Consider the following 26,057-nt stretch of genomic DNA (forward strand, 5'->3'; position numbering starts at 1 on the left):
TCCTCCTGTAAATTTTTAAATTATATCTCTTAATTGTTTTTGCTGTTGTGCTTTTGTCACTAAGGTTGGTTGTTGCTGCTCTAGAATTACTTTATCATTGATAATAACTTTTTCAATATCTTCAGATGAAGGTACATGAAACATCACTTCAAGAAGTACGTTTTCTAAAATAGTTCTTAACCCTCTTGCACCTGTTTTTTTAGCTATTGCTTTTTTAGCTATCTCAACAAAAGCTTGATCAGTAAATTCAATACTTACATCATCAAACTTAAACAGCTTAATATATTGTTTAATCAAAGCATTTTTAGGCTCTGTAAGGATTCTAACTAAATCTTCCTCTTTAAGTTCATTTAGAACTGTAACTATTGGCAAACGACCAATCAATTCTGGAATCAGACCAAATCTAGTTAAATCTTCACTTTCGATTTTTTGCATTAGTTTATCGGTATCTAAGCTATTTTTTTGTTGAATAACATCAGCGTTAAAACCAATACTAACCTTATCCATTCTGTGCTTAACAACTTTCTCGATACCGGCAAATGCCCCACCACAGATAAATAATATATTTGTAGTATCTACTTGAATCATATCTTGATTAGGATGTTTTCTACCGCCTTTAGGAGGCACAGATGAAACAGTACCTTCGATAAGTTTCAATAATGCCTGTTGCACACCTTCACCAGAGACATCGCGTGTTATTGATGTACTTTCTGATTTGCGTGCGATTTTATCTATTTCATCAATATAGATAATACCTTTTTGTGCTTTAGCAACATCAAAATCAGCATTTTGTAAAAGTCGAACAATTATGTTCTCAACATCATCACCAACATAACCAGCCTCAGTAAGAGTCGTAGCATCAGCAATAGCAAAAGGTACATTTAATAACTTTGCTAAAGTTTGAGCAAATAATGTCTTACCTGACCCTGTTGGACCTATTAGCAGCACATTACTCTTTTTAAGCTCAGTATCATCATCTTTTGTTGGGTTAGATGTAATTCTTTTATAATGATTGTATACAGCTACTGACAATACTTTTTTAGCATTATCCTGACCAATAATATAATCATCTAAATATTTTTTGATTTCTACTGGCTTAGGTAATTTTTCAAATGAGATATCTTCCGCAGCAGTGTTACCAATACTACGAATTTTTTCTGCACATTTACTTACACATTCGTTACAAATATTTCCATCTCTTCCTGAGATAATATTTTTGACTTCTTGTTGTGATTTACCACAAAAAGAACAATATAGAATTTTAGCCATTTTATTAAGTTGACTTCCTTTAATTATTTAATAATTGCTTCGCGAGATTCAATCACATGGTCAATCAAACCATACGCTTTAGCTTCATCAGCCATCATAAAATTATCTCTATCAGTATCTTTAATGATAGTATCTAAATCCTGACCTGTATGATGTGCTAAAACCTTATTTAGTCTATCTTTAATACGTAAGATATTTTTTGCATGAATCTCAATATCAGATGCTTGACCTCTAAAGCCACCTAAAGGTTGATGTATCATAATTTGCGAGCTTGGTAGACTATATCTTTTACCTTTAGCGCCACCTGCTAACAAAAGTGATCCCATACTAGCAGCCAAACCAATACATATAGTACTTACATCAGGTTTGATAAACTGCATAGTATCATAAACACCCATTCCAGCTGTAACCATTCCACCAGGAGAATTTATATAAAAATAAATATCTTTATCCGGGTCTTCTGACTCTAGAAATAACAGTTGCGCAATCACAAGGTTAGCTGAGTGATCGTTTACCTCACCATTCAAAAAAACTATACGCTCTTTAAGTAGTCTTGAATAAATATCAAAAGCTCTCTCACCGCCAGCTGTTTTTTCAATTACGGTAGGAACTAGATTATTAGTTATCATTTATAACCTCTCTTTTAAAGCTAGCTTAGAAACCAGCCTGTTGAGCTTGCATATTTTCTTTAATAACTTCAAAGAAATCTTCTGTTTTCTCTGTTACTTTAGCTTGCTCTAATACCCAATCTGTTAGCTTATTTTCTATCACTAACGCTTTTAAGTTAGCCATTTCTTTATCATTTTTCTTGATTTGCTCTTTAGTTTTTTCTGGCTCTTCATAAGCTTGTACTAACTCATTTAATAAGCTCTCAACTTCAGCCTCTTCTGCCTTAAACTCTTGCGAATTCATAATGCTATCTAGTATTAGGCTAGTTTGTACTTTTTGCTTAGCATTAGCTTCAAATAAGTTATCTGGTAACTGACTAACATCAAAACCTTTAGCTCCACCCATTTGCTTAAGTAGGTTTTGCTTAGCTGCTTCAATCTCTCTCTTAATCAAAGATTTAGGAGTTTCAAACTCAGCGATTTCTCTTAAACCTTTGAAAACTTGATCTTTTACTTTTCTTTGTAGAATAAATTTAAGCTCACGCTGCATATTTTCTTTGATTTCGTTTTCAAAAGTATCGACACCGCCCTTTACACCAAACTTCTTAACAAACTCATCGTTAACCTCTGGTAACTCAGCTTGTTGAATTTTCTTAACAGTAATATCAAAAGTAGTCTCAGCCCCAGCAAGATCTTTGTTTTGATAGTCTTGTGGGAAAGTTACAGTAATAGTTTTTTGCTCACCTTTCTTCATGCCGATAATACCATCTTCAAAGCCAGGAATCATTTGACCAGAACCAATGATAACATCTGTATCATTTGCTGTACCACCTTCGAAAGCTTCTCCATCTTTCTTACCAACAAAATCTATCGTTACTTTATCATCTTTTTCTACAACTTTATCAACTTCTGAGAAAGTTGCAAACTGCTTTCTCAGATTTTCAATCATTTGCTTAACTTCTTTATCAGTTAATTCAACAACTGGCTTTTGAACTTCGATTTTCTCAAAACCAGTTACTTCAAACTCAGGAAAAAGCTCAAGATTAGCAATAAACTTAAGTGGCTGACCTTCTTTATTTTCCTTTAATTCAACTTCAATACCCGCAACTGCTAGCTTCTCATCTTGAATAGCTTTAGAATATTTTTGAGGAATAAGATCAGAAATCACTTCCATGCGGATTTGCTCACCATACTTCTTCTTAACTATACCAGCAGGCACTTTACCAGGTCTGAAACCATCCATCTTGATAGTTTTTGCAGTTCTATTGATTTCTTTTGAAACCACACTATCAATTTCGTTAGCTGGTACTTCGATTAATAGTGAACAGTGAATTCCTTCTTTTTTCTCTACAGTAACTTGCATTATTAAGTTTTCCTTTTTATTTATTTAACAATTTTCTAGTAGCAAATTTTAACTATCATCTATTAGATTGTCTATATGTTTATTATTAAATATATGACAAGCCAAAACATTTATTGTAAAATCTAGCTATTTTCTACAATATTTTTAGCAACTTATGGTAACTATAATTGTAAGCGTTTGTTTACTAATTACACCCTTCATAATAGCCTTTTTGCATTCAAGCATTATTTGTGCAAAGCATCATGCAAACATCTACGCAAACTACTTTATAATCAGTAATATAAGTCTTTATACTTTTATCAATAGTTATGCATATTTAGTAGATGGGGATAATATAAGTAAATTTCAAGGATGGATTTTCACTCCTGCTGTTTTTCAGATAGGAATCTTTGAATTAGCACTATTTTTATTTTCAATCTTGGCACTATTTAAAAATAGTCAATTTAAAGCTGCTTGTTTGATATTTTTTGCTATTTATACAGTTCTAAATTCTCTAACACTATTTAGTGGCTCTATTTACTACTCAGGTGTTGAAGCGGTATTTTTTGTAAATACTGCAGCTGCTGTGATTGCTTATGTTTTATATAGGATATTAACTAGGAAAATTTAATATTCTTTACTTTCACTTTATAATCTGATCAATAAATTATTTTTAGCGCTCTAGCTAATTTAAACAATTTTATCATGGCACTTTTATGCATAATTAGCTATATATGACTATCATTCATACCTACCATCTTTCCAATGCTTACGACATACGGAAACATATTTGGTATCTATCTCTTTAAGTGAATCATCATCAACCACTATGGGATTACCTTGTTTTATTGCTTTGCCATTCTGCACCATCATATTAAAGCTTGCTTTTTTACCACAATGACAAATTGTTTTTACCTCCTCAAGAGTATCCGCAATAGCCAAAAGTAAAGCCGCTGTCTCAAATGGTTGACCTAAATAATTAGTACGTAGCCCATAGCAAATCACAGGGATATTTAATTCATCAACTATCTCTGCTAGCTGCCAAACTTGCTCTTGAGTAAAAAAATGAATCTCATCTATCAAGACACAATCTATCTTGTTGCTGCTATTATAATTTTTGACAAATTCAAAGATGTTATCTCTATCAGTCAGTGAGTACGCATCTTGATCTATACCTATGCGTGATTTGACTTTATTTAAACCCGCTCTTTTATCAATCGCTGATGTTAATACTAAAGGCTTCCTACCTCTATCTTCATAATTATAAGCAACTTTTAAAAGATCTAGTGTCTTACCAGCATCCATTGCCGAATATCTAAAATATAATTTCGCCACTATAAAAACCTCTATTGTTGCCAGCTACCATACATCGGATTTGGAAAAATATAATACCTTTCACCAAAAATAGTATACTTATGATTATCAACATTACGCATATTTTTTTGTGTCATTTGAGGGAAATCTTGTATATTATCGCCAAAATAAGCTATCACCGCATGTGCCGGGAGCTTTTTAGTAACTATGATATCATCGGCGTATTTGCCTGATTTAACCGCTTCAAATCTTGAATTTTTGTCCTTTGGATTTTTGGCTCTCTCATTGTAAAATAAAATCTGATCGTAATAAATATCCTCCTTAGTGAGGTTTTCCTCAGTTGCTTTGATTATTTCAGGATCTGCTCCATAGCGATTAGATACAAAGCTTACATACCCTCCTAGTTTATGAACAAGATTGGTTAATTTAGCAGCACCAGGCAAACCTTTTGCTTTTTGCTTAATTATCCCTTGTCTAAATCTCTCTTCATTATAACTATAGTTTTTGTAATCATCATATTCTAACCATGAGTTATCTAAAACTGTCTCATCAATATCTAAGATAATTCCCCATGTCTCTTTTTTAAGATGCTCTTTTTTAACCTGATGCTTTATTCTATGCGCAGCTAAATTATAGATCTCCAGATAGACTGCTCTTTTCTCATCAGAATCATGATACCATTTAACACCATCAATATTTACACTATCACAAGTAGCTGCATAAGCTGTGACAAAACAAAACTGTATAGCAATTATAAAAGTTAATATTATTTTCCTCAAACCCATTTATTTCCCTCCATTTATTGTAATATTTGTTCTTTGGTGAACAGGCGCAATCATTTCTTGATTTTGATAGCATTCGATATTGTCTATATTTAGGCTTACAGCTGTGCTGGCGTATGACACAGCAACAAAACTGCATAGCAATCGCAAAGATTAATATTATTTTTCTCATTGATATTTCTAAGTTCTTTTTCTTATGATATTGATACCATGACGAATAGGTAAGACTAATGTTTCTAAGTCATCGCGTTGATTTACATATTTGTTAAAATTGTCTAAGGCTTTAGCACGCTTATCTTGAGGATCTAAAACTTCACCTCGCCAGAGGATGTCATCAACTATAATTACACCAGTATCTGCTAGTTTAGTAACTAAAATGTCAAAATACTCTTGTGTCTGTTTTTTATCTGCGTCAATAAAAGCGATATCTATTTGATTTGGTAAAGTTGGTAAAATGTCTATAGCGCTGCCTTGACAATATTCTATATTGGAATATTTAGCAATAAATTGTTTTGCTAGCTGTTCGCCTGATTGATTAGGTCTATCGATAGTATACACTTTGATATCTGGCGAAACTTCTGCGATTGCAATTGCTGACATAGCTGTAAATGTGCCAACATCAACACACACTTTTGCCCTAGTAGCAAAAACAAAAAACTGTAGCAATTTAGTAACCATCTTCTCTGAAAGCATTTGCGCACCGTGAATATTTTCATTAGTGTATTGACTTAGCTGTTTGAGATTGTCTGATAAATCACTAGTATGCTCAAGACAATACTGCCAAATATCATCTTGTGTAAATTGATTTTGCCTCATCTAAATTAAATATGTTTAAAAAGCTCTGTGTATTTTGCATTAATCAATTAAATTAGTCTAGACGCTAAGAGTGCTTTTAATTAAATTTTATGATAGAATTTTGAGGCATTTTATTATAAATAAGCTCTTATATCTACAAAGTAAGAGATTAAAAATATAACTTAATGAAATTGTGTCAAGATTAGCACAGGTCGGTTAAGTGTATTTTTATATTGATTAATAGCGCTTTAGCTATACTACAAAAATAAAGGGTTTCGATTAAATGAAAGAACAAAAAAAAGTTTTCATAAAAACTTTAGGTTGCCAAATGAATGAGTATGACTCTGCTAGAATGCATGAGGTTCTAAATGAGCATTTTCATACTGTAAAGACAGATGATTATAAAGATGCAGATATCATCCTTATTAATACTTGCTCTATAAGAGAAAAAGCTCAAGAAAAAGTATTCCACGAGCTTGGAAGATGGAAAGGTCTGAAAAAAACTAATGAAGATCTAATAATCGGTGTCGGCGGTTGTGTTGCTTCACAAGAAGGTGAAAATATTATCAAAAGAGCTCCTTTTGTTGACCTAGTATTTGGTCCGCAAACCATTCATAGACTTCCAGAGATGATCAAACAAAAGCAAAAAACTCAACAATCTCAAGTTGATATATCATTTCCAGAGGTTGAAAAATTTGATTATCTACCAGAGCCAAAAGCTGAAGGTGCTAAAGCATATGTATCTATTATGGAAGGTTGTGATAAATATTGCTCATACTGTGTAGTACCATATACACGCGGTCCAGAAGTAAATAGACCATTTGAAGATGTCTTAGCAGAATGTGCTATCTTAGCAGAACAAGGCGTAAAAGAAATCACTCTACTTGGACAAAATGTCAATCATTATTTAGGTCCAATGGAGAATGGTCAAACAGCTGATCTTGCTCTACTAATCCACTTTATCGCTGAGATAGATGGCATTGAGAGAATTAGATTTACAACTTCACATCCGGTTGAATTTTCACAAAACTTAATTGATGCTTATGCAACTGTTCCAGAACTTGCTAACCACTTACATTTACCAGTACAACATGGCTCAGATAGGATTCTTATCAATATGAAAAGAAACCATACTATCCTAGAATTTAAACAAAAAATTAGAAAATTAAGAACGATTCGCCCTGATATTACAATTTCATCTGATTTTATCGTTGGTTTCCCTGGTGAGACAGAAGAAGATTTCCAAAAGCTACTAGATTTAGTAAAAGAGATTAACTTTGATCAGTCATTTAGCTTTATCTATAGCAAGCGTCCTGGTACTCCAGCAGCTGATTTACCAGATGATACTCCTATGGAAGTTAAAAAAGATCGTCTTAAACGGCTACAGGATTTACTAAATAGTAATGCCCAAATAATCTCTAGACAGATGGTTGGTACTAACCAAAGAATTCTAGTTGATGGAACATCTAAAAAAGATGATAACATCCTATCTGGAAGAACAGAAAACAACAGAGTTGTTAACTTTAAAGGTGATAAATCTTTGATTGGTCAGTTCGCTATGGTTAAAATAACTGAAAGCCTACCAAACTCTCTAAGAGGAGAACTTATTTAATCTATGAATAAAACTCAATTTATTCTTGAACCTTATAACTACGATGCAATGATGCTACTTTGTGGCAATCTTGATGAAAATATTCGTGCTATAGAAAATTATTTTGATGTTGAGATTAGGCATCGTACTGATGACTTTGAGATTACTAGTGGTTCAAGCGCTAACAATACCCAAGCAAAAAGATTTATCAAATCTTGCTATGCTGAGATTCTAGCTGGCAATACCGAACTTGATTTAGAGCAGATTACAACTATCCTCAATGCTACTGCTAAGGATAAAGCAGCGACTACTGCTAGATCACGTAAAAAAGTCGAAGAAGCTGAAGTTCAATTAAGAAGCAAAAAACTCAAAGCGCGTACACATAACCAAGCTATTTACTTAGAGAATATAAAGAATAACTTTGTCACTTTTGGTGTTGGTCCTGCTGGTACAGGTAAAACCTATATGGCAATTGCTTGTGCTGTAGCAGCTTATGAGAAAGGTGAAGTTAGAAGAATTGTACTAGTGCGTCCTGCTGTTGAAGCTGGTGAGAAACTTGGCTTTTTACCAGGTGATCTAACCCAAAAGATTGATCCATATCTGCGCCCAATGTATGATGCTTTATTTGATTTTATGGGAGTAGAAAAAGTCACCAAACTAATAGAAAAACAAGCTATCGAGATTGCTCCACTAGCATATATGCGTGGTAGAACGATTAACGATTCTTTTATCGTCCTTGATGAAAGCCAAAATACTACAAAAGAACAAATGAAAATGTTCTTAACAAGGATTGGTTTTAATACTACAGCGGTTATAACAGGCGATATTACACAAGTGGATTTACCAAAAAATGTCACATCAGGATTAAGTCACGCATTATCAATACTTAATGATATCGAAGGTATAGCTATTTGCTACTTGAAATCCGTTGATATTGTCCGCCATCAAATAGTTCAGAAAATAGTTAATGCTTATGATAAGCATGAAGAGAAAACTAAAAATGGATAATCTAAATATAAATCTCATCAATGATGATGAATACCCCATACCTAGCCAAGATTTACTGCTAAAATGCTTACAGCTTGTCGCAGGTAAACATAATATCAGCCATGCTGAAGTGAATGTAAGTATTGTCTCGAATGATGAAATTCAACAAATAAATAAACAGTTCCGTAATAAAGATAAGCCCACAAACATTATTTCTTTTGAATTTGAGAAGCCTCAAGGCTTACCTGAAGAGATTGCTGATGATTTCTTAGGTGATATTGTCATAGCACCAGCAGTATTAGAGAAAGAAGCCAAAGAACAGAGTAAAGAACTTAATCATCATTGGCAACATATTTTTATCCACGGTTTGTTACACTTGCTTGGTTATGATCACCAAGATGATCAAGAAGCTGAAGTGATGGAGAATTTAGAAATACAACTACTAGCACAGCTAGGAATAACTAATCCATATATTGAACAAGAGAATCAAAATGGCAGATAATAATCCTTTTATAAAAAGACTTACTTCAAGCATTTTTAATATAAAAAGTGAAGATGCTCTTATCGATGCTATTAATAGAGCTGCTACTAATAAAGTTATTGATAAAACATCACAAAATATGCTAATTGGTGCAATGAAAATATCATCTTTAGATGTTGGTGATATTATGATATCGCATACAAAAATAGTTGCTGTAGACATGTCTATGTCTATTAGAGAAATTTTAAAAAAGACAATAAATTCTAGTCATACACGACTACCTGTCTACTGTGAAAACAAATCTGAAATATTAGGAATTTTACATTCAAAAGATCTACTAAAATTAATCTTTGAAAAAGAAATTGAATCAGCTGATGATGAAGAGCTAAAGGCCGAAGATATTAAAAATATTCTGCGCCCTGCTATCTTTATTCCTGAGACAAAAAAACTCAATGCCATGCTCAAAGATTTCAAAAATAGTCAAAATCATATTGCTATAGTTGTAGATGAGTACGGTGCTATTTCTGGATTAATAACTATTGAAGATGTTTTAGAAGAAATTGTTGGTGATATTGAGGATGAATTTGATATTACTAGCCAAAATATAGTTAAGATGGCAGATGATAAGTTTATATTAGATGCTACAACTACTATAGAGGACTTTAATGAATATTTTGCCACATCAATAGATGACAATAGTGATTATGACACTATTGCTGGGATGATTATTCAAACTTTAGAGTGTTTACCTCAAAAAGGTGATAGCATTGTCGTTGATGGCTTGAAATTTACAGTACAAGAAGCAGATAATAGAAAAATTATTAAAATTTTAGTCGAAAAATTTAAGAAATAATGAAAAAGTTAATATTTAGAATAATTCCGCCACTATTAAGTGGTGCAATACTTACTTTAGCATTTGCACCCTTCCGTATCGATATACTAGCATTAGTATCTCTAATACTTTTTTTCTATCAGCTAAATAAAGCAACTAAAATCCGTAGTGCATTTTTCACTGCAACATTATTTGGAATTGGTTTCTTTGGTACTAGCATATCATGGGTTTATATAAGCATACATTTATTTACTGAGTCGATCGCTGCAGGTTTGTCTGCAGCAGTTGGTTTAGTAATCTTGTTAAGTTTCTTACATATAATACCTTTTGGTACTTTTAGCTATATCCTCACGCGCAAAGCTAATAATTTTGCCAAAGTACTAATTTACCCTGCTTTATGGACACTTTTTGAAATAGTTAAAGCGAATCTACTTTGGGGTGGTTTTCCATGGGTATCGTTAGGCTATTCACAAACTGAATCTACTCTAGTATGGTACGCTAATATTGGTAGTGTTTATCTAGTCAGTTATATTATCGCTTTTATGGCTTGTTTGATAACTTTTTATGTCTGTGATAAAACTAATTTGAAGAAACTAATTGGTGTAATTTTTATCATAACTATTTTATATATAGGTGGCATCACTATCAAATATTGCCAGCCTAATGTTCAAACAAGCCAGCCTCAAAAAGTGGTGTTAATCCAAGGAGATTTTGTCCAAGGATTTAAGTGGGATCCTGATAATTTCGCTAGGATGCAAAAATATTATCAACAAGCTGCAGCTGAATATAAAAACTCTTTAATAATCCTCTCTGAAAATGCTATACCTAATTATAGACAATATATGAGCTCATATTTTAGTAATCTTAAACAGCTAGCTGATAAAAATAATAATGCAATGCTTATCGGCTCACTAAGTATTGAACAAACAGCATCTAGAGCTAAAATTTACAATAGTTCGATTATCATTGGCAATGGTCAAGGCGTATATAATAAACATCATCTAGTCCCATTTGGTGAGTATTTCCCAATTAAATTTTTCGGCTATGTTGATAGTGTTGGATTAAGTAGTTTCGATGCTGGTGATAAGATTCAACCAATTATGACAGCTTTCGGTCAACCTCTAGCTAATTTTATTTGCTATGAAGTTGCATATCCTGAGCAAGTTCGTGATCAGTTACAAGGCGCTAAGCTTATTTCTATCATTAGTGATGACTCTTGGTTTGGTGACTCAATTGCTCGTGAGCAACAGTTGCAAATATCTCAAGTCAGAGCGATTGAGAATGCTAAATATGTTCTGACAACTACTAGTAATGGTATTACAGCTATTATTGAGCCTAATGGAGAAATCATCAAAGAGTTACCTAAAGATACTCGTGCGACACTTGAACAAACTATATATTTAAATGATTATCATACTGTTTGGATGAGTATTGGTATGTCGCTAGTTTGGCTATTATTGATATTTAGCATAGTAGTTGGACTGTTTATAAAAGAGAAGTATTCTAAATAATTTATGTTAAACTTTTTGTATACAATACACACTCAGTACCTTTAAGCACTCTTATATCGACAAACTCCATTTGTGCCTTCTGCATTACTTTTATAGACGCTAAATGATTTACTGGAGTAAAAGCAAAAATTTCATTATGTGATAAATTATTTTTTGCCCAACTAAGTAGAGTTATCACTATCTCTGTAGCATAACCTTTACCCCAATATTTATGGTCAATTATATAACCAATTTCAATAGCATCTAACTCTTGTGTATAAGCAAAACCTGCCCTACCTATGAAATTATCATTTTTATCAAATATCATAAAAACTGGAGCCTGATATTTTTCGTAACCTCGAACAAATCTTTCTAACATTGCTGGAATGTCTTGTTCGGTTAAAGCTCCATTTGGAAAAAACTCCCTATTCCTAGGGTTAGTATCCAAGTATGTTAATAGTTGATTATCTTGAAGACTTTGAGAAATTAAACGATACTTTAAGCTTTGAGATAACGGCATTTGTATAATTTTTTCTGTAATAGTTTTCTGCATAATTAAATAACCTACTTTGTAAGTAAAAATAATAAAAATAAATTAATTTGCTATAAATTATATTTTATTATCATTTATATTTTATTAAGCTTATTTTGTTTAGTAAATAACTAAAAATTTTACTGAATAAAAACTTTAACCCATTTAATTTTTATTTACTATCTTATTATTGACAAAATAAATAGTAAATTAAGGAGAATAAAAAATATGAAAAAGACAATCGCATTATCAACTATGGTTTTAATATCTCTAACTAATATTGCTTTTAGTGAAGAATTAAATAATTATTCTGATATTCTAAATGCTGTAAAAGATGGAAAAAATATTACTACATTTATTGACTTCTCAAATTGTAAACCAAAGATAAAAGTATCTGGGCAGTTTAATCCTAAATCAATAATCATTCACGATGATTCTATAATTTTTTCAGATACCCATTTTACTAGAAATAATCCTCAATATCCAAATCAACCAATCCTAGAATATGTAACTTATAAAATAAATGATGATAATAATGTTAATATAACGATAGATATTCTTAATGCTAATAATTATATTCCAATAGAACACTCTAAACATACTACTATTAGTTGTCAAATTACTAAAGATCAAGCTAGTTTTTTTTCTAATTAAATAAAGTTTTAAAATCTTTATCTTATGCAGAAAATATAGAATTATAATTAATAAATTAACCATAAATTTTTTCATATGAGCTCTAAATATTTTAAGCTCAAAGTAAAGTATAAAGTCTTTTGTTGGAAAAACTATTTTTAAAATAGGATTGACGATCATAACTAAAGCAAAAATCCTGGTAATCCATTACTTAAGATTTTGAATTTAGATATCGTTTCTTTATATGCTTTAACAGCTTCTGAGTGACCTTGTTGCAAAGCTATATGTAACCCAGATGTTCCAAACCTAGTTTTAGCAGCTAACAGTTCTCGTCTATTAATTCCGGGAAGATTAAATATCGCCTCTATATAAGCTTTGATAGCTTCTGCGTGGCCCTGTTGCAAAGCCATACACAATCCTGGTGTTCCACTCTGGTTTTTAGCAGCTAATAATTCTTGTTTATTAATTCCAGCAAAGTTAGATATACCCTCTATATAAGCTTTGATAGCTTCTGCGTGACCATCTTGCAAAACCATAAATAAACCCGTTGTTCCATTCGGCATTTTAGCAGCTAATAAATCTTGTTTATTAATTCCAGAAAGATTTGATATACCCTCTATATAAGCTTTGATAGCTGCTGAGTGACCATTTTGCAAAGCCATACACAATCCTGGTGTTCCATTAGATCTTTTAGCAGCTAATAATTCTTGTTTATCAATTCCATCAAAGTTAGATATACCTTCTATATAAACTTTGATTGCTTCTACGTGACCATTATACAAAGCCATATATAATCCTGATATTCCATCCGGCATTTTAGCAGCTAATAATTCTTGCATATCAATTACACGAAGGTTAGATATACTTTCTATATAAACTTTGATAGCTGCTGGGTGACCATTTTGCAAAGCTATACATAATAGTTTACATAAATCATCTTTATCTAAATTATTTGTAACATATTTAACGGAAATATTTTCTTCTTGGTAAGAGTGTGTCAGAATATTCAAAGCTTCTTTCGAATATTTAAATGCACAAAGTACTTCACTATATAATGATCTACTACTTGTTATAAGTTTATGAATATGATGATTGATTAAATATATTGGCATATAATTAGAGCTTTTGCCTACTGAAATAATATGACCTGGCGTGCCTAATGAAAAAGCAATAGGTTCTTTACTGTTATCAATCTTATCAAAAATATCATTAATCAACTCTTTCGTTAACATATTTAATTCTTTAGCTATAACAAAGATTTTTCTATTTTCTTTTTCTTTTTGATTTGTATTAGCTGAGAAAAAGTTTGTTGCAATCTCATAATTTTGACCTCCAAATAATAGATTTTTGTAATTGTGGTATATTTGAACTCCATCAAGCCAATTTAATATATCTAATAATTTTATTTCTTCAGAATCTAGATTTTGTTTATTCTTCCTTTTTTCATATGCTACATTTATTTTTTCTACAATTTCATCAATCGCATCATCTTGATTATTGTTATGTTGTAATAATGTTTTTTCTAAGTATTTTATTCTGCTAATATATGTTTCTAAATCATCTCTTATAATAGCTTGTATAGCCATATAAGCAATTCCGTAACACATTCCACCAGTATTAACACCATACCCTAGTTTTTCTTGTAGTTTTAATAGATCAATAGCCATTAAAATTACTTATTGTTCTTATAACAATATTCTTATTCTATAATAAAAATTTCAAAACCTATCTCTTTTTATACGACAAATAGGGTTACATATCCTCATAAGAAATTTATTTCAAGCATTTAAAAGAGGCTTAATTTAAAAGATACAAATTTTTTTGTTACTAAGATTACTGAACTAGTTTCAGGATCTTAATCAAATCAATGCTTATAGCGAAATGCTGAAATAAACATATACTAGATTTGATTCATAGTATTTAGCATGTCATTTTTTTTATAAAGAGCTTAATTCATAAAAAGTTCATTATATACAGACACAAGAAATCATTTAGCTAACAGTATATCAAATTAATAACTTTTAATACTTCTTAGAAGAAAAATAAACTAAGTATTAATTATAAACTCTTATAAGAAATTAAACGATCTAGAGAAACTTTTCATATAGCAATTTCTTGTATAAACTCTAGCTATTACTTGTTTAGCTACAAAGGCTAAAATAATGCGCCTATTAGTCACAACTTTATCATTAATCCCGAGTATCATACTGGCTACTCCTCAGTTACATGATTCTTTTAAAAGTCTGGAAAATAAATATGATGGAAAAATTGGTATCTTCACTGTCGATACAGATAATAAAACTAATATCAAATATAACGAAAATTATCATTTTCCTATTTGTAGTGTTTTCAAGTTTTTATTAGTTGGTGCAGTTTTAGATTATGATATGCATAATCAAGGTTTCCTAGATAAAAAGATTCCAATAACTCAAGATGATATTGGTACACTTGGCTATGCGCCTATCACTGCTAAAAATATTGATAAGAGCTTAACTATTTCACAACTTAATTATGCTGCTATTCTAAGTGACAATCCTGCTGCTAACATATTAGTTAGAGAAATAGGTGGTTTACAAAACTTAAATAAATTTATAAAAAAATTAGGTGATAAAGATACTATAATCATTGCTGATGAACCTAAAGTTAATCACACAAAACCAGATAGCAATATAAATAAGACTACTCCAAAAGCTATTACTAAAGATATTTATAAATTAGCATTTGGTAATGTTCTAGATAAAAAGCATAAAGATATTTTTATAAAGTACCTAGAAGATAATAATACTGGTGCAAATAGGATAGCTTTTAGTATGCCTAAAGATTGGATAATTGGTGATAAAACTGGAACTTGTGGTCAATATGCGGCGACTAATGATGTGGCTATTATATGGCCTAAAAATCGGCAGCCTATCGGATTAGGAATTTTATACACAAATCCTAATTATAAAAATGCACCAAGTAATGAAGAAATTATTCAACAAGCTGCTAAGTTAATAGCTAATGATCTAGCCAACGTTTATAAATAAGTAGTACGCCACATTGACGAGACATTATTTATAACGGAATCTCTATCTGGAATATTAGTCAAAAAATGCAATCCTGTACGTTGCTCAATGTCTTTTATAGAAACCCTATAGTTAGCAATCTTAGTCTTTTCAACTCTTGCATTAGGCATTACAAAGGCTATTGCTTGATTTTTAGAAGGTACATAAATTATCTTAAAAAAATAATCAGGTACAGCTATCTTATTATCACCTATGGTTTTATATATCTTCTGTTTCTTATATATAGGGCCAGTGTATACATAGATAGAATCATACATATTTGCCCAGATTCGCTCATCCGTCTCTAGTCTTTCCCAACCCTGCCTATTAAGCCCAGCTTTTTGTGGCGACATATTTGATAATAAGAATGACTGATCTGCAGACTTCTTGCTAAAATCCATAGATGCATATGAAGCTAGATGTCCTCTGTCATAACCAGAACGAGAATAATCATCTAATGTCGCTCTATAGACAAATGGCACATCATTATCTTCTTTAAATCTATCATCACGTTTAAGATGATTTGCTACTTTTGACTTTGTCAACTTAAATGCTACCCAGCTTGCCTCTTTAGTTTGATAGTTATAACCAACAACATAACCATCACGACATAGATAAAGATTGGATTGCCCTAAACCTTCAGTTACATCATAACTAGGATTACCATAAGCCAGAAAACCATGACAATAATCAGTTACAGCTGGTAGGATTCTAACTGGTGGATACTGCTTAAGATTATCAAATTCATTTGATTGTTGCTGTTGTTTTTTTGCCTCATCACTTTGTGAAAAAAATCTAGCAATAATATTCTCATTATCTTTGGCAGTATAGTGCTTTATTGGTTCACTAGTGAAATAGTTATATACAGCATGCCTAAAGTTTATAAATTTTTCTTTTAGATCAAACTTATCAAAAAAAATACCAGAAAATCCCCCACCAATAGCTAAAGCTAGTAATATAAATATTTTTATATAATTTATCGGCTTCTTAGTAGTTTGTTTTTTAGTATCTTTTTGCTTAGGTGTTTTTTTTTGTCATGCTTAAATACTTTTTAGTTTATTTTAATGTTTATATAATAAAGATAATACTATTTTATATGTCTTGTTTTGAATAATAAAAACTCTCTAACTTGTGGATCACTTATCAAAGGTAATACTTCTTTTCTAATTCTACTATAGTAATTATTTATAGTTTTCTTTTCAGTATAAGTTAGCATCCAAGTTTCGATTAGCTTATATTCATAAGGTACCAAAGTCAGATCTTCAAAATAATAAAATGGTCCATGACCTGTAGGCGATTCTTGATCACGCTGTTTTACATAACATAAATTTTCTATTCTGATACCAAATTCACCGGGGAAATATGCTCCAGGCTCATTGCTTAAGATCATACCTGGCATTAGCTCAACTTTTGAAACTGAATTAATACGTTGTGGTCCTTCATGTACTCCTAAAAAGCTACCAACCCCGTGTCCTGTTCCATGTGCATAATCAGCACAAAAATGCCATAAATGCTCACGAGCTAAAACATCAAGCTGGGATCCTGTAGTGTCTTTAGGAAATACTGCCCTACCAAGCCCTAAATGACCTTTTAGAACTAATGTATAGTATCTTCTATGCTCTTTTGATGGTTTGCCAAAGTGAAGTACTCTAGTAATATCTGTAGTTCCCTCTCTATACTGTCCTCCAGAATCACATAAAAGAGGTGCTTGATCATCAATCTTTTTCAAATTGGCATCTTTTTTTGCCATATAATGAATAATTGCACCATTTGCTGCATGACCTACTATGTACGAAAAACTATCCTCAACATAGCCTTGCTGTTGAGCACGAAACTCCCTTAGCTTAGCCGCAGCTTGAATTTCATCAACTCCTTGATAGTTATTCTCGATCCAATGCCACCATGATATAAATGCTGCAGCATCTTTACGGTGAGCTTCTTTTGCACCGTTAATTTCAACAGGATTTTTTAAAGCTTTGCTCAAACCTACTGGAGAGTCAATCATTAAGAAATAGCAGCTACTATTTTGATTTTTATTAATACTTTGTGGAACTTTATAGTTAATATTAGCTCCATCTAACAAATATTTGCCTGTAGTTATCTCTAAATCTTGATAAAATTGATAATAATCTCTAGTTTGAATATAATTATCATCTAGGTATTTTTTTATTTCTGGCGTAACTTTTCTATCATCGACATATAGAATTATCTCATCAAGAGAAACAAATAAATAACTTATTACTAAAGGTGTGCATTCAACATCTCTACCTCTAATATTTAATAACCAAGCTATATGATCTAATTTTGAATCCACATAAAAATCTGATCTTATCTGTTTCATTGTGCGTCTTAGCTCTTCAATTTTAGAGGCTACACTTCTACCAGAATATTGAATAGCATGCTCTTGTATTACAGTACATGGAATATCAGCTACTTGATTAAGCTTTTGTTGAGCCTTATGCACGAGATTATCTTGATCAAAAACTACATTGTAATCATTGCTATTAAGAAAATCTAATAGTTCCAAAGCACTTTTATAACTAAGCTTAGCTGGATCTATAGCAATAGTTTTTCCTTTAGCATTTTTCCATAACCACTTGACAATTTCAGGTGCAGAACCTGACTGCTTTATTAGTTCGAATTCATCTTTGTTTAATTGTTGCTCAGCTTGGAGAAAATACCTACCATCAGTAGAAAGATATGCTTTATCCATACCTACGAGCACATCGCCAGCAGAACCATCAAAGCCACTTATCCAAGCACGGTATTGCCAACACTTAGGGACATACTCGTTGTTATGATCATCAACAGAAGGCACAATATAAAAATCATAACCTTTTTCTTGCATTAAACTTCTTAAGATTTGTAATTTTTCAGACATATTATTCCTTATTAAAATTTATTATTTATTCAAACCATACAAAAGTGGCTTGTCTACCTGTGACACCCTCTTTACGATAAGAGTAAAATCTTTTATTACTATAAGTGCACAATCCAGAGTCAACTATATCAAAACAATGATTATCATTTAATATCTGTCTAGCAACTAGCTTCATATCAAAAAGATATTTATCTTCACTTTTCGAACGAAATGCTTGACCAAATGACTGATGTTGCTCAATGAATTTATCATGAACATCGCTACCAACCTCATAAAAATTAGCGGATATACAAGGACCAAACCAAGCTACCAATTCTAGTCCAACAAACTCTTTTAAAGCTACTTCTAATATCCCTTGTGATAGCCCTCGCCAACCTGCATGGATTGCAGCAACTTTTGTCATTTTCTTATCAAATAGGATAATAGGCAAACAATCTGCTGTTAAAACCACACATGCCTGTCTAGGCTTATCAGTAATCATAGCATCACAAAAATCACCATTATACTCATCAAAACTTTTGACAATATTAGTATGGTTTTGTCTTAACCACTTTATATCCGCATTAAGGTATGATTTAAATAAATTACGATTTTTTTCTACAGCTAAATGTTTATCGCCGACATTGTCAGCTAAATTAAACTTAGCATATTTTTCTTTACTAAAACCTTGGGTATTGTTTGTATAACCTAACTTAAGTCTAGCAAAAGGCGTATTAACAAAAACTACTGACATCTTCTAGCATTTACCTATTTTTTAGCGTAACGATTTTTAACATAATTTTCTACAATCTCTATAAACTCTTCAGAGATATTATCTCCTCTTAAGGTATGTGCTTTTTTACCATCGATGAAAACTGGCGCAACAGGTGACTCACCACTACCTGGTAGGCTTATACCAATATCAGCATTTTTTGATTCTCCTGGACCATTGACGACACATCCCATTACAGCAACTTTCATTGCTTCTACGCCCTGATATTGGTCTTTCCATATGTGCATTTTTTCATCTAAATGATCTTTGACTTTGCTTGTTAGTTCTCTAAAAAACGAGCTAGTAGTCCTACCACATCCTGGACAAGATGTCACACTTGGAGTAAATGTTCTCATACCTAGGTTTTGAAGGATTTCACGACATACACGCACCTCTTCTGTACGTGGGGCATTTGGCGCTGGAGTTAATGATACACGTATAGTGTTACCTATTCCTTGTTGTAGTAAAATTCCTAGACTCACAGCACTAGCAACAATACCTTTGGTACCCATACCAGCTTCTGTCAATCCTAGATGTAAAGCATAATCACACTCTTTAGCTAGCTTTTGATATACTGCAATTAAATCTTGTACTTCACTTACTTTACATGAGATTATAATTTTATCTTTTGCTAATCCCAGCTCTTCTGCATATCTAGCGCTTTCTAAAGCTGAAGTTATAAGTGCCTTATGCATTATCTGTTGTAAGCTTAGTGGATTCTCTTGAGCATTATTTTCATCAATCAGCCTTGCCAATAAAGCCTGATCTAAGCTTCCCCAGTTTACGCCTATACGCACAGGCTTATCATTTGCTATTGCAATTTTTATAATCTCTGCAAACTGAGTATCTTTTTTCTTACCAAAGCCAACATTACCAGGATTTATACGATATTTTGCCAAAGCCTTAGCACATTCTGGATATTTACTCAGTAATGTATGACCGTTATAATGAAAATCACCAACCAGAGGCACATAACAATCATGCTTAGCAAGTTCTTTGACAATCTCAGGTACAGCCGCAGCAGCTGGCTCATCATTAACTGTAATTCTAACAATTTCACTACCTGCTTTATGAAGAGCTAAAATTTGTTTAACTGTCTTTTCAACATCTGCGGTATATGTATCTGTCATTGACTGAACAACAACTGGATTATCGCCACCGATCAAAACATTTCCAACTTTTACAACACTTGTTTTATTCATATAAGAACCCAAAAATCATAATTTATTTTTTTAAATAATTCTTCGAAAAGTATACAATCTAAGATTATATCATTATAAAGGTCAATTTTCATAAGCTATGCACTTTAAAGAATTAGAAAATTACTTGAATAATTATTTTGCTATTGAGCAATTCAAAGATTACTGCCCTAATGGTCTACAAGTACAAGGTGATAGAGATATCAAAAAAGTTGTCACTGGTGTCACAGCAAGCCAAAAGCTCATAGATCAAGCTATTGCTGAAAATGCTGATGCTATAATTGTACATCATGGTTATTTTTGGAAAGGTGAAAGTTACCCTATAGTTGGTATTAAATATCAGCGTATAGCTAAACTTATCAAAAATGGCATACACCTATTTGGTTATCATCTACCATTAGATGGACATCCTGAAATTGGCAATAATATTCTACTAGCAAAAAAACTAGGTTTAAGTAACTTAGAATTTTTCGAAACAGGGTCAAAACCAGATATTTCGATAATTGGTAGCTGTGATTTAGATTTAGAAAACTTTGTTAATTTAATAGAAAATAAACTTGATAGAAAGCCAACTATAATAGCAACAAAACAACAAAATAAAAAAGTAGCTATTTGTACTGGTGGAGCACAAGATTTCATAGAGTACGCATACCAAGCTCGAGCTGATACTTTTATATCAGGTGAAATTTCTGAAAGAACAACACATACTGCTCGTGAACTAGATATAAACTATATTGCCGCAGGTCATCACGCTACAGAAAAAGAAGGTGTAAAAGCTATTGCTGAGTTACTTAAACAAAAATTTAATCTTGAGTCAAAGTTTATAGATATAGCTAATCCAGCCTAGTTTGTTTTTAATTCTTTCTTTGCTTTAGTTATCAAAGCTCTGAAATCATCATTTGCATTTAATGCAGAAAACACAGCACTACCAAGTAGATATCCTGCTTGTACATCGCTAGGCCAATGCGCACCACAGATTATTCTACTTTGTCCATATTCATACCCTTTTCTAAGGATTTGCTGCTGATTTGCTGGGTTTATTTCTGCAAGTAATAACGCTATAGCCCAACCTTCTGTACTATGGCCAGAAGGATAAGAGCCATTATCTCTTAATTCTTCTTCGCCTGCTGGATTACAAGTAGATTTATCAAAAAATACAAATGGCCTTACTCGCATATATTCTTTCTTAGCTGAACTACCTGACTTAGATGCTACCTCACTAATTAAATCTATCAGATTATATATAACAGGTGTTGTCTCTTTAGAAATTTGCTGACCAAAGCTTTCAGAGAAATTCTTTGCTATCTCTTCAGTAGTATATCCAGCATCGATCTTTGCTTGAACATAGCGTTGAGTTCCTTTATTTTTAGCTGAAAATGTTACTTCGGATATTGTTTTATCATTCATAAATACAATACTGTCAATCTCTGGAGGTGGTGGCAAAAGAGCTAAACTATTTGGAATAGCAATTTTATCGAGATTTATTAATTGCTCTGCATATAAATTAAATGAAAAAATTGATAATATAAATATTTGAGTTATTCTTTTTAGCATTTATGTTTGATGTTTTTATTTAGAATTGGCTTATAATACAGTATTTACAGAATTTAATCACTAAAAAATTTAAGAAATTACTTCATAAATTCTGCTTCGATATCTTCTAGTGAACGACCAGTAGTTTTTGGCACAAATTTAAATACAATAAAACTATATACTAAAGTACATATACCACATATGTAAAACATGCTACCATGACCTAAGAAATTGTTAATTGGCAAAAATACTGATGCTAATATTGCTGATGCCATACTATTTAGAAACAATGCTATACTTAGTGCCTTACTTCTGATAGCTCCTGGTAATAATTCTGACATAATCACCCAAACATAAGCACCTGGCCCAATAGCAAAAAAGAAGATAAAACTAATCATTCCTGCAAGGATTAACCAACCTTGAGTTTCACCAGCATTAACCAACGACATAACTAAGCCAGTTGCTATTAGTGATAGTGAAACCATAAATGTACCAAAAGTGATGATAAATTTCCTCTCAAACTTATCGGCGATAAACACTGCTATCAAAGTTGCTAAAAAATTTATCGCTGTGATTGTAACACCACCAAGTATAGCAACATAGTTAGAACCAAGACCTGATTCTTTGAGTATCGTTGCTGAGAATTGTAAGATACTATTAATACCTGTCATCTGTGCTAGAATTGCTATTGCAAAAACAATCAGCATAGGCATTAAATAATGTCTATGGCTTAAAGAATTTAACAGACTACCTTCTTGTCTAGATTTCTCAATAACTTCTTTGATTTCAGTTAATTCTTTTTGTGCAGCATTTTTCTCAAATATTCTATTGAGGACACTCTCTGCTTCTTTGTCTCTACCTACCGATACTAACCATCTTGGCGATTTACATAAAAAAATTGAGCCAATAAAAAATATCGCTGCAGGCACTAATGCTGATAAAAACATTCCACGCCAATTTGCTGTTGCTTCGAATAAAAGACCAACGTAGTTTGAAATCAATATTCCCGCAGTTAGAAATAGCTGAAAACACGTTACAGCAATACCCCTAATGTTTCCAGGAACAGTTTCTGTAAGGTATAATGGTACTGTTACAGTCACGAAACCTACTGAAATACCTTGAACTAGACGAGCAAAAAGAATCTCGACATAACTATCTGACATATAAACCATTATTACCGATATTATAAATATTAGTCCTGAAACAATAAGTGTTCTCTTTCTACCAATAATATCAGCAATAAAACCAGCTAGTAATATTGCAAATGCACCACCAAAAAGTACCGAACCTCCTAGTAGAGATGTTTCAAATGTACTCATAGGAATATCTTTATTGATAAATAAGAAAGCACTATTTATCACACCTATATCATAACCATATAGCATTCCTCCCATTGCTGAAAAGAAAATAATCATAGTCACCATGAGTTTCAATTTAATTGAATTATTCATAATTGATATCCCTTTAAATTTATTGATAAAAATTAAACTGTTTCAGTAACTTTTTTTAAGTTATCTGGATTGTCTGGATTAAATCCTAATGATAATGCTAAATCGTTAACCATAAGATAGAATTTTTGTAGTAAAACTATTGTTTCTAGTATCGAATGAGTTTTCACATCAACATTTAGATGAACTTTTGCATCAGATTGATTATCTGTTGTAGCAAATACAGTTCTAACACCTAGATCAGTCATTCTCTTAACAATCTCACGAGTACCTTCGGCACTTTCATCATGTTGCAAGATCGTAAAGGTTGTAAAAGTTTGATTCATCAGCGCAAAAGGTCCATGCAATACTTCCGCTGAGCTGAATGCTTCGGCATGGATAGCACAGGTTTCCTTAAACTTAAGTGCCATCTCTTGAGCAATAGGAAAACCAAAGCCTCTTCCTATTACAAACATATTTTTACTATTCTGTAATTCTGTTAAAGCTTTTGACCAGTCTGATTTTAAGCTTTTTTCTAAAACAGCTGGTAATGCCTCTAAAGCATCAAGCAAGGTTTTATCTTGATTATACTCAGCCACTAAAGCAACTAAAGCTACCAAAGATGTAATAACACTTTTTGTAGCTGCTACAGCATTTTCTGCATCTGCTCTTACTGGTAAAACCAAATCTGCACTTTCCGCTAGAGGAGATTTTTCTACATTAACTATCGCTAGTGTAATACATCCTGCTTGCTTACAACCCTCCAAAGCTAAGCGTAAATCTGGGCTACCACCAGATTGAGAAATAGCTATAGCCAGTGTTTTATCATCACCAATATTTTTACCATATATTGTCGTTATAGACGGTGGTAGTGATGAAACACTAAAACCAAGCTGAGTTTCAAACAAATATTTTGCAAAATTTGCTACACAATCTGAACTACCTCGAGCAATGGTTATAATTCTTTTAATATTTTTTTGTTTAATTATCTTAACTATTGAGCTAGTAATATCTTTGTTTAATTTTAGCTGGTTAGCGACTTTGGCAAAACTACTACTTGCCTCTTGATACATAAGTGTTGTCATCTTAACTATTTAAAAAAATAATGATTAAGCCATTATAGGCGCGATTTTTTTCTTTTTGCAACAAAAAATCATATCAATTTTTGAGTCGATATATTAATTTTTAATCAGTACTAGTACTTTTACTATCCGTATAGTATACCAGTTTAGTAAATTATGTTAGAATTCACAGCTATTAATCTTCTATTCTAAGGACTTGCATATGGCAATTTTACTTATAATTTCTTTACTAATTTTGGTATATCTTCACCTAAAAAAAGTTAGCTTTAATTTCCGGACTATACTAGCATTAATAATCGGTGTTGTTATTGGTATTATCTATAATTCTACTAATTATTATAGTAATAGCTTCATACAAATTAGTAATATCTTAGGTGATGGTTATATTTCTTTACTTAAAATGTTAATAATCCCTATCGTACTAACCTCGATAACTCACTCAGTAATTAACCTAAAAAACTATGAAGGATCTTATGTTATAAGATTTGCCTATAAAACTATAGCGATACTTTTAATCTTAACTGGTATAAGTGCTGCAATAGGTGCTAGTGTTGCTGTTATTATGCATTTAGGACAGGGTATAGATATCGCATCTATCACAGGCAATTTTACTAAAGATATTAAGACCTCAAGTATATCTGAAACTATTTTAGGCTTCCTACCTGATAATATTTTCCATCAAATGGATAATAATAATGTAATGGCTGTAGTAATATTTGCGATACTTCTTGGTTTTTCAATGCTAATTGCACATCGTGAAGATAGTAAGTTAGCAGCACCTTTCATCAGTTTTGTTGATTCAGCATTTTTTGTGATAAAAAAATTAGCTAGAATGATTATTGCTATCACCCCATACGGTGTACTTGGCTTAATGGTACAAATGAGTATTGAACTTGATAAGAACAGTATCTCAACGGTCTTATACTTCATTTTAACTTGTTATATTGCCTTAATTATTGTTCTGATAATACACATTGGTCTTCTAATCTTATTTAGAACTAATATTGTTAGATTCTACAAAAGTATTTGGAAAGCTATGCTTGTAGCTGCTACTTCTAGATCAAGTATGGGTACACTACCACTATCAATTGATGGTTTAAATAAATATGGTACTACTAGTAGTATTGCTACATTTGCACCAACTATGGGTACAACTCTAGGAATGAATGGCTGTGCAGGTGTATTTCCAGCAGTATTAGCAATCATGGCTATGAATGCTACTGGTGCTGATATTACTTTCTCAACAATAGTGCTAATTTCGCTAATCTGTATGCTAGCTTCACTTGGCGTATCTGGCATACCTGGTACAGCTTTTGTTGCGGCTGGTGTTGTTTTTTCTTATTTTGGACTACCTTGGCAGATGATTGCTTTAATCATTGGTGTTGATGCTATTATAGATAGCTTTAGAACACCACTTAACATTCATGGTAGTATGACAACAGCTATTATTGTTGATAAAACTACCAAAGTTTCTTAGATTGGTT

Annotated in this window: 25 protein-coding genes; 10 read left to right on the top strand and 15 right to left on the bottom strand. The window is 32.0% G+C overall.

Going from position 1 to position 26,057, the window contains the following annotated elements:
* Positions 1 to 15 precede the first annotated feature (15 nt).
* The 3 genes from clpX to tig are packed head-to-tail and all read right to left on the bottom strand — an operon-like array spanning position 16 to position 3,240.
* Positions 16 to 1,269, bottom strand: a complete 1,254-nt coding sequence (gene clpX, locus FSC454_RS06110; protein ID WP_066047415.1) for an ATP-dependent Clp protease ATP-binding subunit ClpX — start codon at positions 1,267 to 1,269, stop codon at positions 16 to 18.
* A 23-nt stretch (positions 1,270 to 1,292) separates the two neighbouring features.
* Positions 1,293 to 1,898, bottom strand: coding sequence for an ATP-dependent Clp endopeptidase proteolytic subunit ClpP (clpP, locus tag FSC454_RS06115; protein WP_014548128.1), 606 nt, complete (start codon positions 1,896 to 1,898; stop codon positions 1,293 to 1,295).
* Positions 1,899 to 1,923: 25 nt separating this feature from the next.
* The gene (gene tig, locus FSC454_RS06120; RefSeq protein ID WP_066047412.1) at positions 1,924 to 3,240 is read right to left on the bottom strand and encodes a trigger factor; all 1,317 of its coding nucleotides are present in this window, start codon (positions 3,238 to 3,240) and stop codon (positions 1,924 to 1,926) included.
* A gap of 154 nt (positions 3,241 to 3,394) precedes the next feature.
* On the opposite strand from tig, the gene FSC454_RS06125 reads away from it, so the two are divergent.
* Positions 3,395 to 3,850, top strand: a complete 456-nt coding sequence (locus tag FSC454_RS06125; protein ID WP_066047409.1) for a DUF6790 family protein — start codon at positions 3,395 to 3,397, stop codon at positions 3,848 to 3,850.
* 110 nt (positions 3,851 to 3,960) lie between these two features.
* On the opposite strand, the gene FSC454_RS06130 is transcribed toward FSC454_RS06125, so the two are convergent.
* The 3 genes from FSC454_RS06130 to FSC454_RS06140 all read right to left on the bottom strand — a co-directional run bounded on the left by FSC454_RS06130 (position 3,961) and on the right by FSC454_RS06140 (position 6,131).
* Entirely contained in the window at positions 3,961 to 4,554 is a 594-nt protein-coding gene (locus FSC454_RS06130; RefSeq protein WP_066047406.1) for a thymidine kinase, read from the bottom strand.
* An 11-nt stretch (positions 4,555 to 4,565) separates the two neighbouring features.
* Complete coding sequence (locus FSC454_RS06135) at positions 4,566 to 5,312, bottom strand: HAD family acid phosphatase (RefSeq protein ID WP_066047426.1); 747 nt, start codon at positions 5,310 to 5,312, stop codon at positions 4,566 to 4,568.
* A gap of 183 nt (positions 5,313 to 5,495) precedes the next feature.
* Positions 5,496 to 6,131: an O-methyltransferase gene (locus tag FSC454_RS06140; RefSeq protein WP_066047403.1), complete on the bottom strand. Its 636-nt coding sequence runs from the start codon at positions 6,129 to 6,131 to the stop codon at positions 5,496 to 5,498.
* 262 nt (positions 6,132 to 6,393) lie between these two features.
* Here FSC454_RS06140 and miaB point away from each other — a divergent pair, with 262 nt between their 5' ends.
* From miaB to lnt, 5 genes are read left to right on the top strand one after another with little or no spacing between them, the layout of a single operon-like run.
* Positions 6,394 to 7,722, top strand: a complete 1,329-nt coding sequence (miaB, locus tag FSC454_RS06145; protein WP_066047400.1) for a tRNA (N6-isopentenyl adenosine(37)-C2)-methylthiotransferase MiaB — start codon at positions 6,394 to 6,396, stop codon at positions 7,720 to 7,722.
* A 3-nt stretch (positions 7,723 to 7,725) separates the two neighbouring features.
* Complete coding sequence (locus FSC454_RS06150; protein WP_014548121.1) at positions 7,726 to 8,709, top strand: PhoH family protein; 984 nt, start codon at positions 7,726 to 7,728, stop codon at positions 8,707 to 8,709.
* A complete protein-coding gene (gene ybeY, locus FSC454_RS06155) occupies positions 8,702 to 9,190 on the top strand; it encodes an rRNA maturation RNase YbeY (RefSeq protein ID WP_066047398.1) in 489 nt (162 codons plus the stop codon). Before FSC454_RS06150 ends, ybeY begins: the two co-directional genes overlap by 8 nt.
* Positions 9,180 to 10,022, top strand: coding sequence for an HlyC/CorC family transporter (locus FSC454_RS06160; RefSeq protein ID WP_066047395.1), 843 nt, complete (start codon positions 9,180 to 9,182; stop codon positions 10,020 to 10,022). Before ybeY ends, FSC454_RS06160 begins: the two co-directional genes overlap by 11 nt.
* A complete protein-coding gene (lnt, locus tag FSC454_RS06165) occupies positions 10,022 to 11,512 on the top strand; it encodes an apolipoprotein N-acyltransferase (RefSeq protein WP_066047392.1) in 1,491 nt (496 codons plus the stop codon). The genes FSC454_RS06160 and lnt overlap by 1 nt, the downstream gene beginning before the upstream one ends.
* A 1-nt stretch (position 11,513) precedes the next feature.
* On the opposite strand, the gene FSC454_RS06170 is transcribed toward lnt, so the two are convergent.
* Complete coding sequence (locus FSC454_RS06170; RefSeq protein ID WP_066047389.1) at positions 11,514 to 12,044, bottom strand: GNAT family N-acetyltransferase; 531 nt, start codon at positions 12,042 to 12,044, stop codon at positions 11,514 to 11,516.
* 207 nt (positions 12,045 to 12,251) lie between these two features.
* On the opposite strand from FSC454_RS06170, the gene FSC454_RS06175 reads away from it, so the two are divergent.
* Positions 12,252 to 12,677, top strand: coding sequence for a VirK family protein (locus tag FSC454_RS06175; protein ID WP_066047386.1), 426 nt, complete (start codon positions 12,252 to 12,254; stop codon positions 12,675 to 12,677).
* Positions 12,678 to 12,838: 161 nt separating this feature from the next.
* On the opposite strand, the gene FSC454_RS06180 is transcribed toward FSC454_RS06175, so the two are convergent.
* Positions 12,839 to 14,323 carry an ankyrin repeat domain-containing protein gene (locus FSC454_RS06180; RefSeq protein ID WP_071794813.1) on the bottom strand — a complete coding sequence of 495 codons (1,485 nt, stop codon included), beginning with the start codon at positions 14,321 to 14,323 and terminating at the stop codon, positions 12,839 to 12,841.
* 495 nt (positions 14,324 to 14,818) lie between these two features.
* Between FSC454_RS06180 and blaFTU the strand changes: the two genes are divergently transcribed.
* Positions 14,819 to 15,682, top strand: coding sequence for an FTU family class A beta-lactamase (blaFTU, locus tag FSC454_RS06185; protein ID WP_066046738.1), 864 nt, complete (start codon positions 14,819 to 14,821; stop codon positions 15,680 to 15,682).
* Here the strand turns inward: blaFTU and FSC454_RS06190 are convergent.
* The 4 genes from FSC454_RS06190 to ispG form a co-directional block, all read right to left on the bottom strand.
* Positions 15,673 to 16,680: a DNA/RNA non-specific endonuclease gene (locus tag FSC454_RS06190; protein WP_071794814.1), complete on the bottom strand. Its 1,008-nt coding sequence runs from the start codon at positions 16,678 to 16,680 to the stop codon at positions 15,673 to 15,675. The two genes, blaFTU and FSC454_RS06190, sit on opposite strands and share 10 nt — an antisense overlap.
* A 107-nt stretch (positions 16,681 to 16,787) precedes the next feature.
* On the bottom strand, positions 16,788 to 18,581 hold the full coding sequence (locus tag FSC454_RS06195) for an aminopeptidase P family protein (protein WP_066046736.1): 1,794 nt from the start codon (positions 18,579 to 18,581) through the stop codon (positions 16,788 to 16,790).
* 25 nt (positions 18,582 to 18,606) lie between these two features.
* On the bottom strand, positions 18,607 to 19,314 hold the full coding sequence (gene pgeF / locus FSC454_RS06200) for a peptidoglycan editing factor PgeF (protein WP_066046734.1): 708 nt from the start codon (positions 19,312 to 19,314) through the stop codon (positions 18,607 to 18,609).
* Between the two features lie 14 nt (positions 19,315 to 19,328).
* Positions 19,329 to 20,534, bottom strand: coding sequence for a flavodoxin-dependent (E)-4-hydroxy-3-methylbut-2-enyl-diphosphate synthase (gene ispG, locus FSC454_RS06205; RefSeq protein WP_066046732.1), 1,206 nt, complete (start codon positions 20,532 to 20,534; stop codon positions 19,329 to 19,331).
* A 97-nt stretch (positions 20,535 to 20,631) separates the two neighbouring features.
* On the opposite strand from ispG, the gene FSC454_RS06210 reads away from it, so the two are divergent.
* Positions 20,632 to 21,378, top strand: coding sequence for a Nif3-like dinuclear metal center hexameric protein (locus tag FSC454_RS06210; RefSeq protein ID WP_066046730.1), 747 nt, complete (start codon positions 20,632 to 20,634; stop codon positions 21,376 to 21,378).
* Here FSC454_RS06210 and FSC454_RS06215 read toward each other — a convergent pair.
* From FSC454_RS06215 to FSC454_RS06225, 3 genes are all read right to left on the bottom strand, one after another.
* On the bottom strand, positions 21,375 to 22,085 hold the full coding sequence (locus FSC454_RS06215) for an acid phosphatase (protein WP_066046728.1): 711 nt from the start codon (positions 22,083 to 22,085) through the stop codon (positions 21,375 to 21,377). The two genes, FSC454_RS06210 and FSC454_RS06215, sit on opposite strands and share 4 nt — an antisense overlap.
* Positions 22,086 to 22,162: 77 nt before the next feature.
* A complete protein-coding gene (locus FSC454_RS06220) occupies positions 22,163 to 23,515 on the bottom strand; it encodes a sugar porter family MFS transporter (protein ID WP_066046725.1) in 1,353 nt (450 codons plus the stop codon).
* A gap of 32 nt (positions 23,516 to 23,547) precedes the next feature.
* The gene (locus tag FSC454_RS06225; RefSeq protein WP_066046723.1) at positions 23,548 to 24,576 is read right to left on the bottom strand and encodes an SIS domain-containing protein; all 1,029 of its coding nucleotides are present in this window, start codon (positions 24,574 to 24,576) and stop codon (positions 23,548 to 23,550) included.
* Between the two features lie 199 nt (positions 24,577 to 24,775).
* Between FSC454_RS06225 and FSC454_RS06230 the strand changes: the two genes are divergently transcribed.
* Positions 24,776 to 26,050 (top strand): dicarboxylate/amino acid:cation symporter, encoded by a 1,275-nt coding sequence (locus tag FSC454_RS06230; protein ID WP_066046722.1) that lies wholly within the window; start codon positions 24,776 to 24,778, stop codon positions 26,048 to 26,050.
* Positions 26,051 to 26,057 lie beyond the last annotated feature (7 nt).

This window comes from Francisella hispaniensis FSC454 (assembly GCF_001885235.1).
Taxonomy (GTDB): Bacteria; Pseudomonadota; Gammaproteobacteria; order Francisellales; family Francisellaceae; genus Francisella; species Francisella hispaniensis.

Coding starts and splice junctions, on each gene's coding strand:
- clpX (WP_066047415.1), bottom strand. CDS start 1,269: ATGGCTAAAATTCTATATTGTTCTTTTTGTGGTAAATCACAACAAGAA.
- clpP (WP_014548128.1), bottom strand. CDS start 1,898: ATGATAACTAATAATCTAGTTCCTACCGTAATTGAAAAAACAGCTGGC.
- tig (WP_066047412.1), bottom strand. CDS start 3,240: ATGCAAGTTACTGTAGAGAAAAAAGAAGGAATTCACTGTTCACTATTA.
- FSC454_RS06125 (WP_066047409.1), top strand. CDS start 3,395: ATGGTAACTATAATTGTAAGCGTTTGTTTACTAATTACACCCTTCATA.
- FSC454_RS06140 (WP_066047403.1), bottom strand. CDS start 6,131: ATGAGGCAAAATCAATTTACACAAGATGATATTTGGCAGTATTGTCTT.
- miaB (WP_066047400.1), top strand. CDS start 6,394: ATGAAAGAACAAAAAAAAGTTTTCATAAAAACTTTAGGTTGCCAAATG.
- FSC454_RS06150 (WP_014548121.1), top strand. CDS start 7,726: ATGAATAAAACTCAATTTATTCTTGAACCTTATAACTACGATGCAATG.
- ybeY (WP_066047398.1), top strand. CDS start 8,702: ATGGATAATCTAAATATAAATCTCATCAATGATGATGAATACCCCATA.
- FSC454_RS06160 (WP_066047395.1), top strand. CDS start 9,180: ATGGCAGATAATAATCCTTTTATAAAAAGACTTACTTCAAGCATTTTT.
- lnt (WP_066047392.1), top strand. CDS start 10,022: ATGAAAAAGTTAATATTTAGAATAATTCCGCCACTATTAAGTGGTGCA.
- FSC454_RS06170 (WP_066047389.1), bottom strand. CDS start 12,044: ATGCAGAAAACTATTACAGAAAAAATTATACAAATGCCGTTATCTCAA.
- FSC454_RS06175 (WP_066047386.1), top strand. CDS start 12,252: ATGAAAAAGACAATCGCATTATCAACTATGGTTTTAATATCTCTAACT.
- FSC454_RS06180 (WP_071794813.1), bottom strand. CDS start 14,323: ATGGCTATTGATCTATTAAAACTACAAGAAAAACTAGGGTATGGTGTT.
- blaFTU (WP_066046738.1), top strand. CDS start 14,819: ATGCGCCTATTAGTCACAACTTTATCATTAATCCCGAGTATCATACTG.
- FSC454_RS06195 (WP_066046736.1), bottom strand. CDS start 18,581: ATGTCTGAAAAATTACAAATCTTAAGAAGTTTAATGCAAGAAAAAGGT.
- pgeF (WP_066046734.1), bottom strand. CDS start 19,314: ATGTCAGTAGTTTTTGTTAATACGCCTTTTGCTAGACTTAAGTTAGGT.
- ispG (WP_066046732.1), bottom strand. CDS start 20,534: ATGAATAAAACAAGTGTTGTAAAAGTTGGAAATGTTTTGATCGGTGGC.
- FSC454_RS06210 (WP_066046730.1), top strand. CDS start 20,632: ATGCACTTTAAAGAATTAGAAAATTACTTGAATAATTATTTTGCTATT.
- FSC454_RS06215 (WP_066046728.1), bottom strand. CDS start 22,085: ATGCTAAAAAGAATAACTCAAATATTTATATTATCAATTTTTTCATTT.
- FSC454_RS06220 (WP_066046725.1), bottom strand. CDS start 23,515: ATGAATAATTCAATTAAATTGAAACTCATGGTGACTATGATTATTTTC.
- FSC454_RS06225 (WP_066046723.1), bottom strand. CDS start 24,576: ATGACAACACTTATGTATCAAGAGGCAAGTAGTAGTTTTGCCAAAGTC.
- FSC454_RS06230 (WP_066046722.1), top strand. CDS start 24,776: ATGGCAATTTTACTTATAATTTCTTTACTAATTTTGGTATATCTTCAC.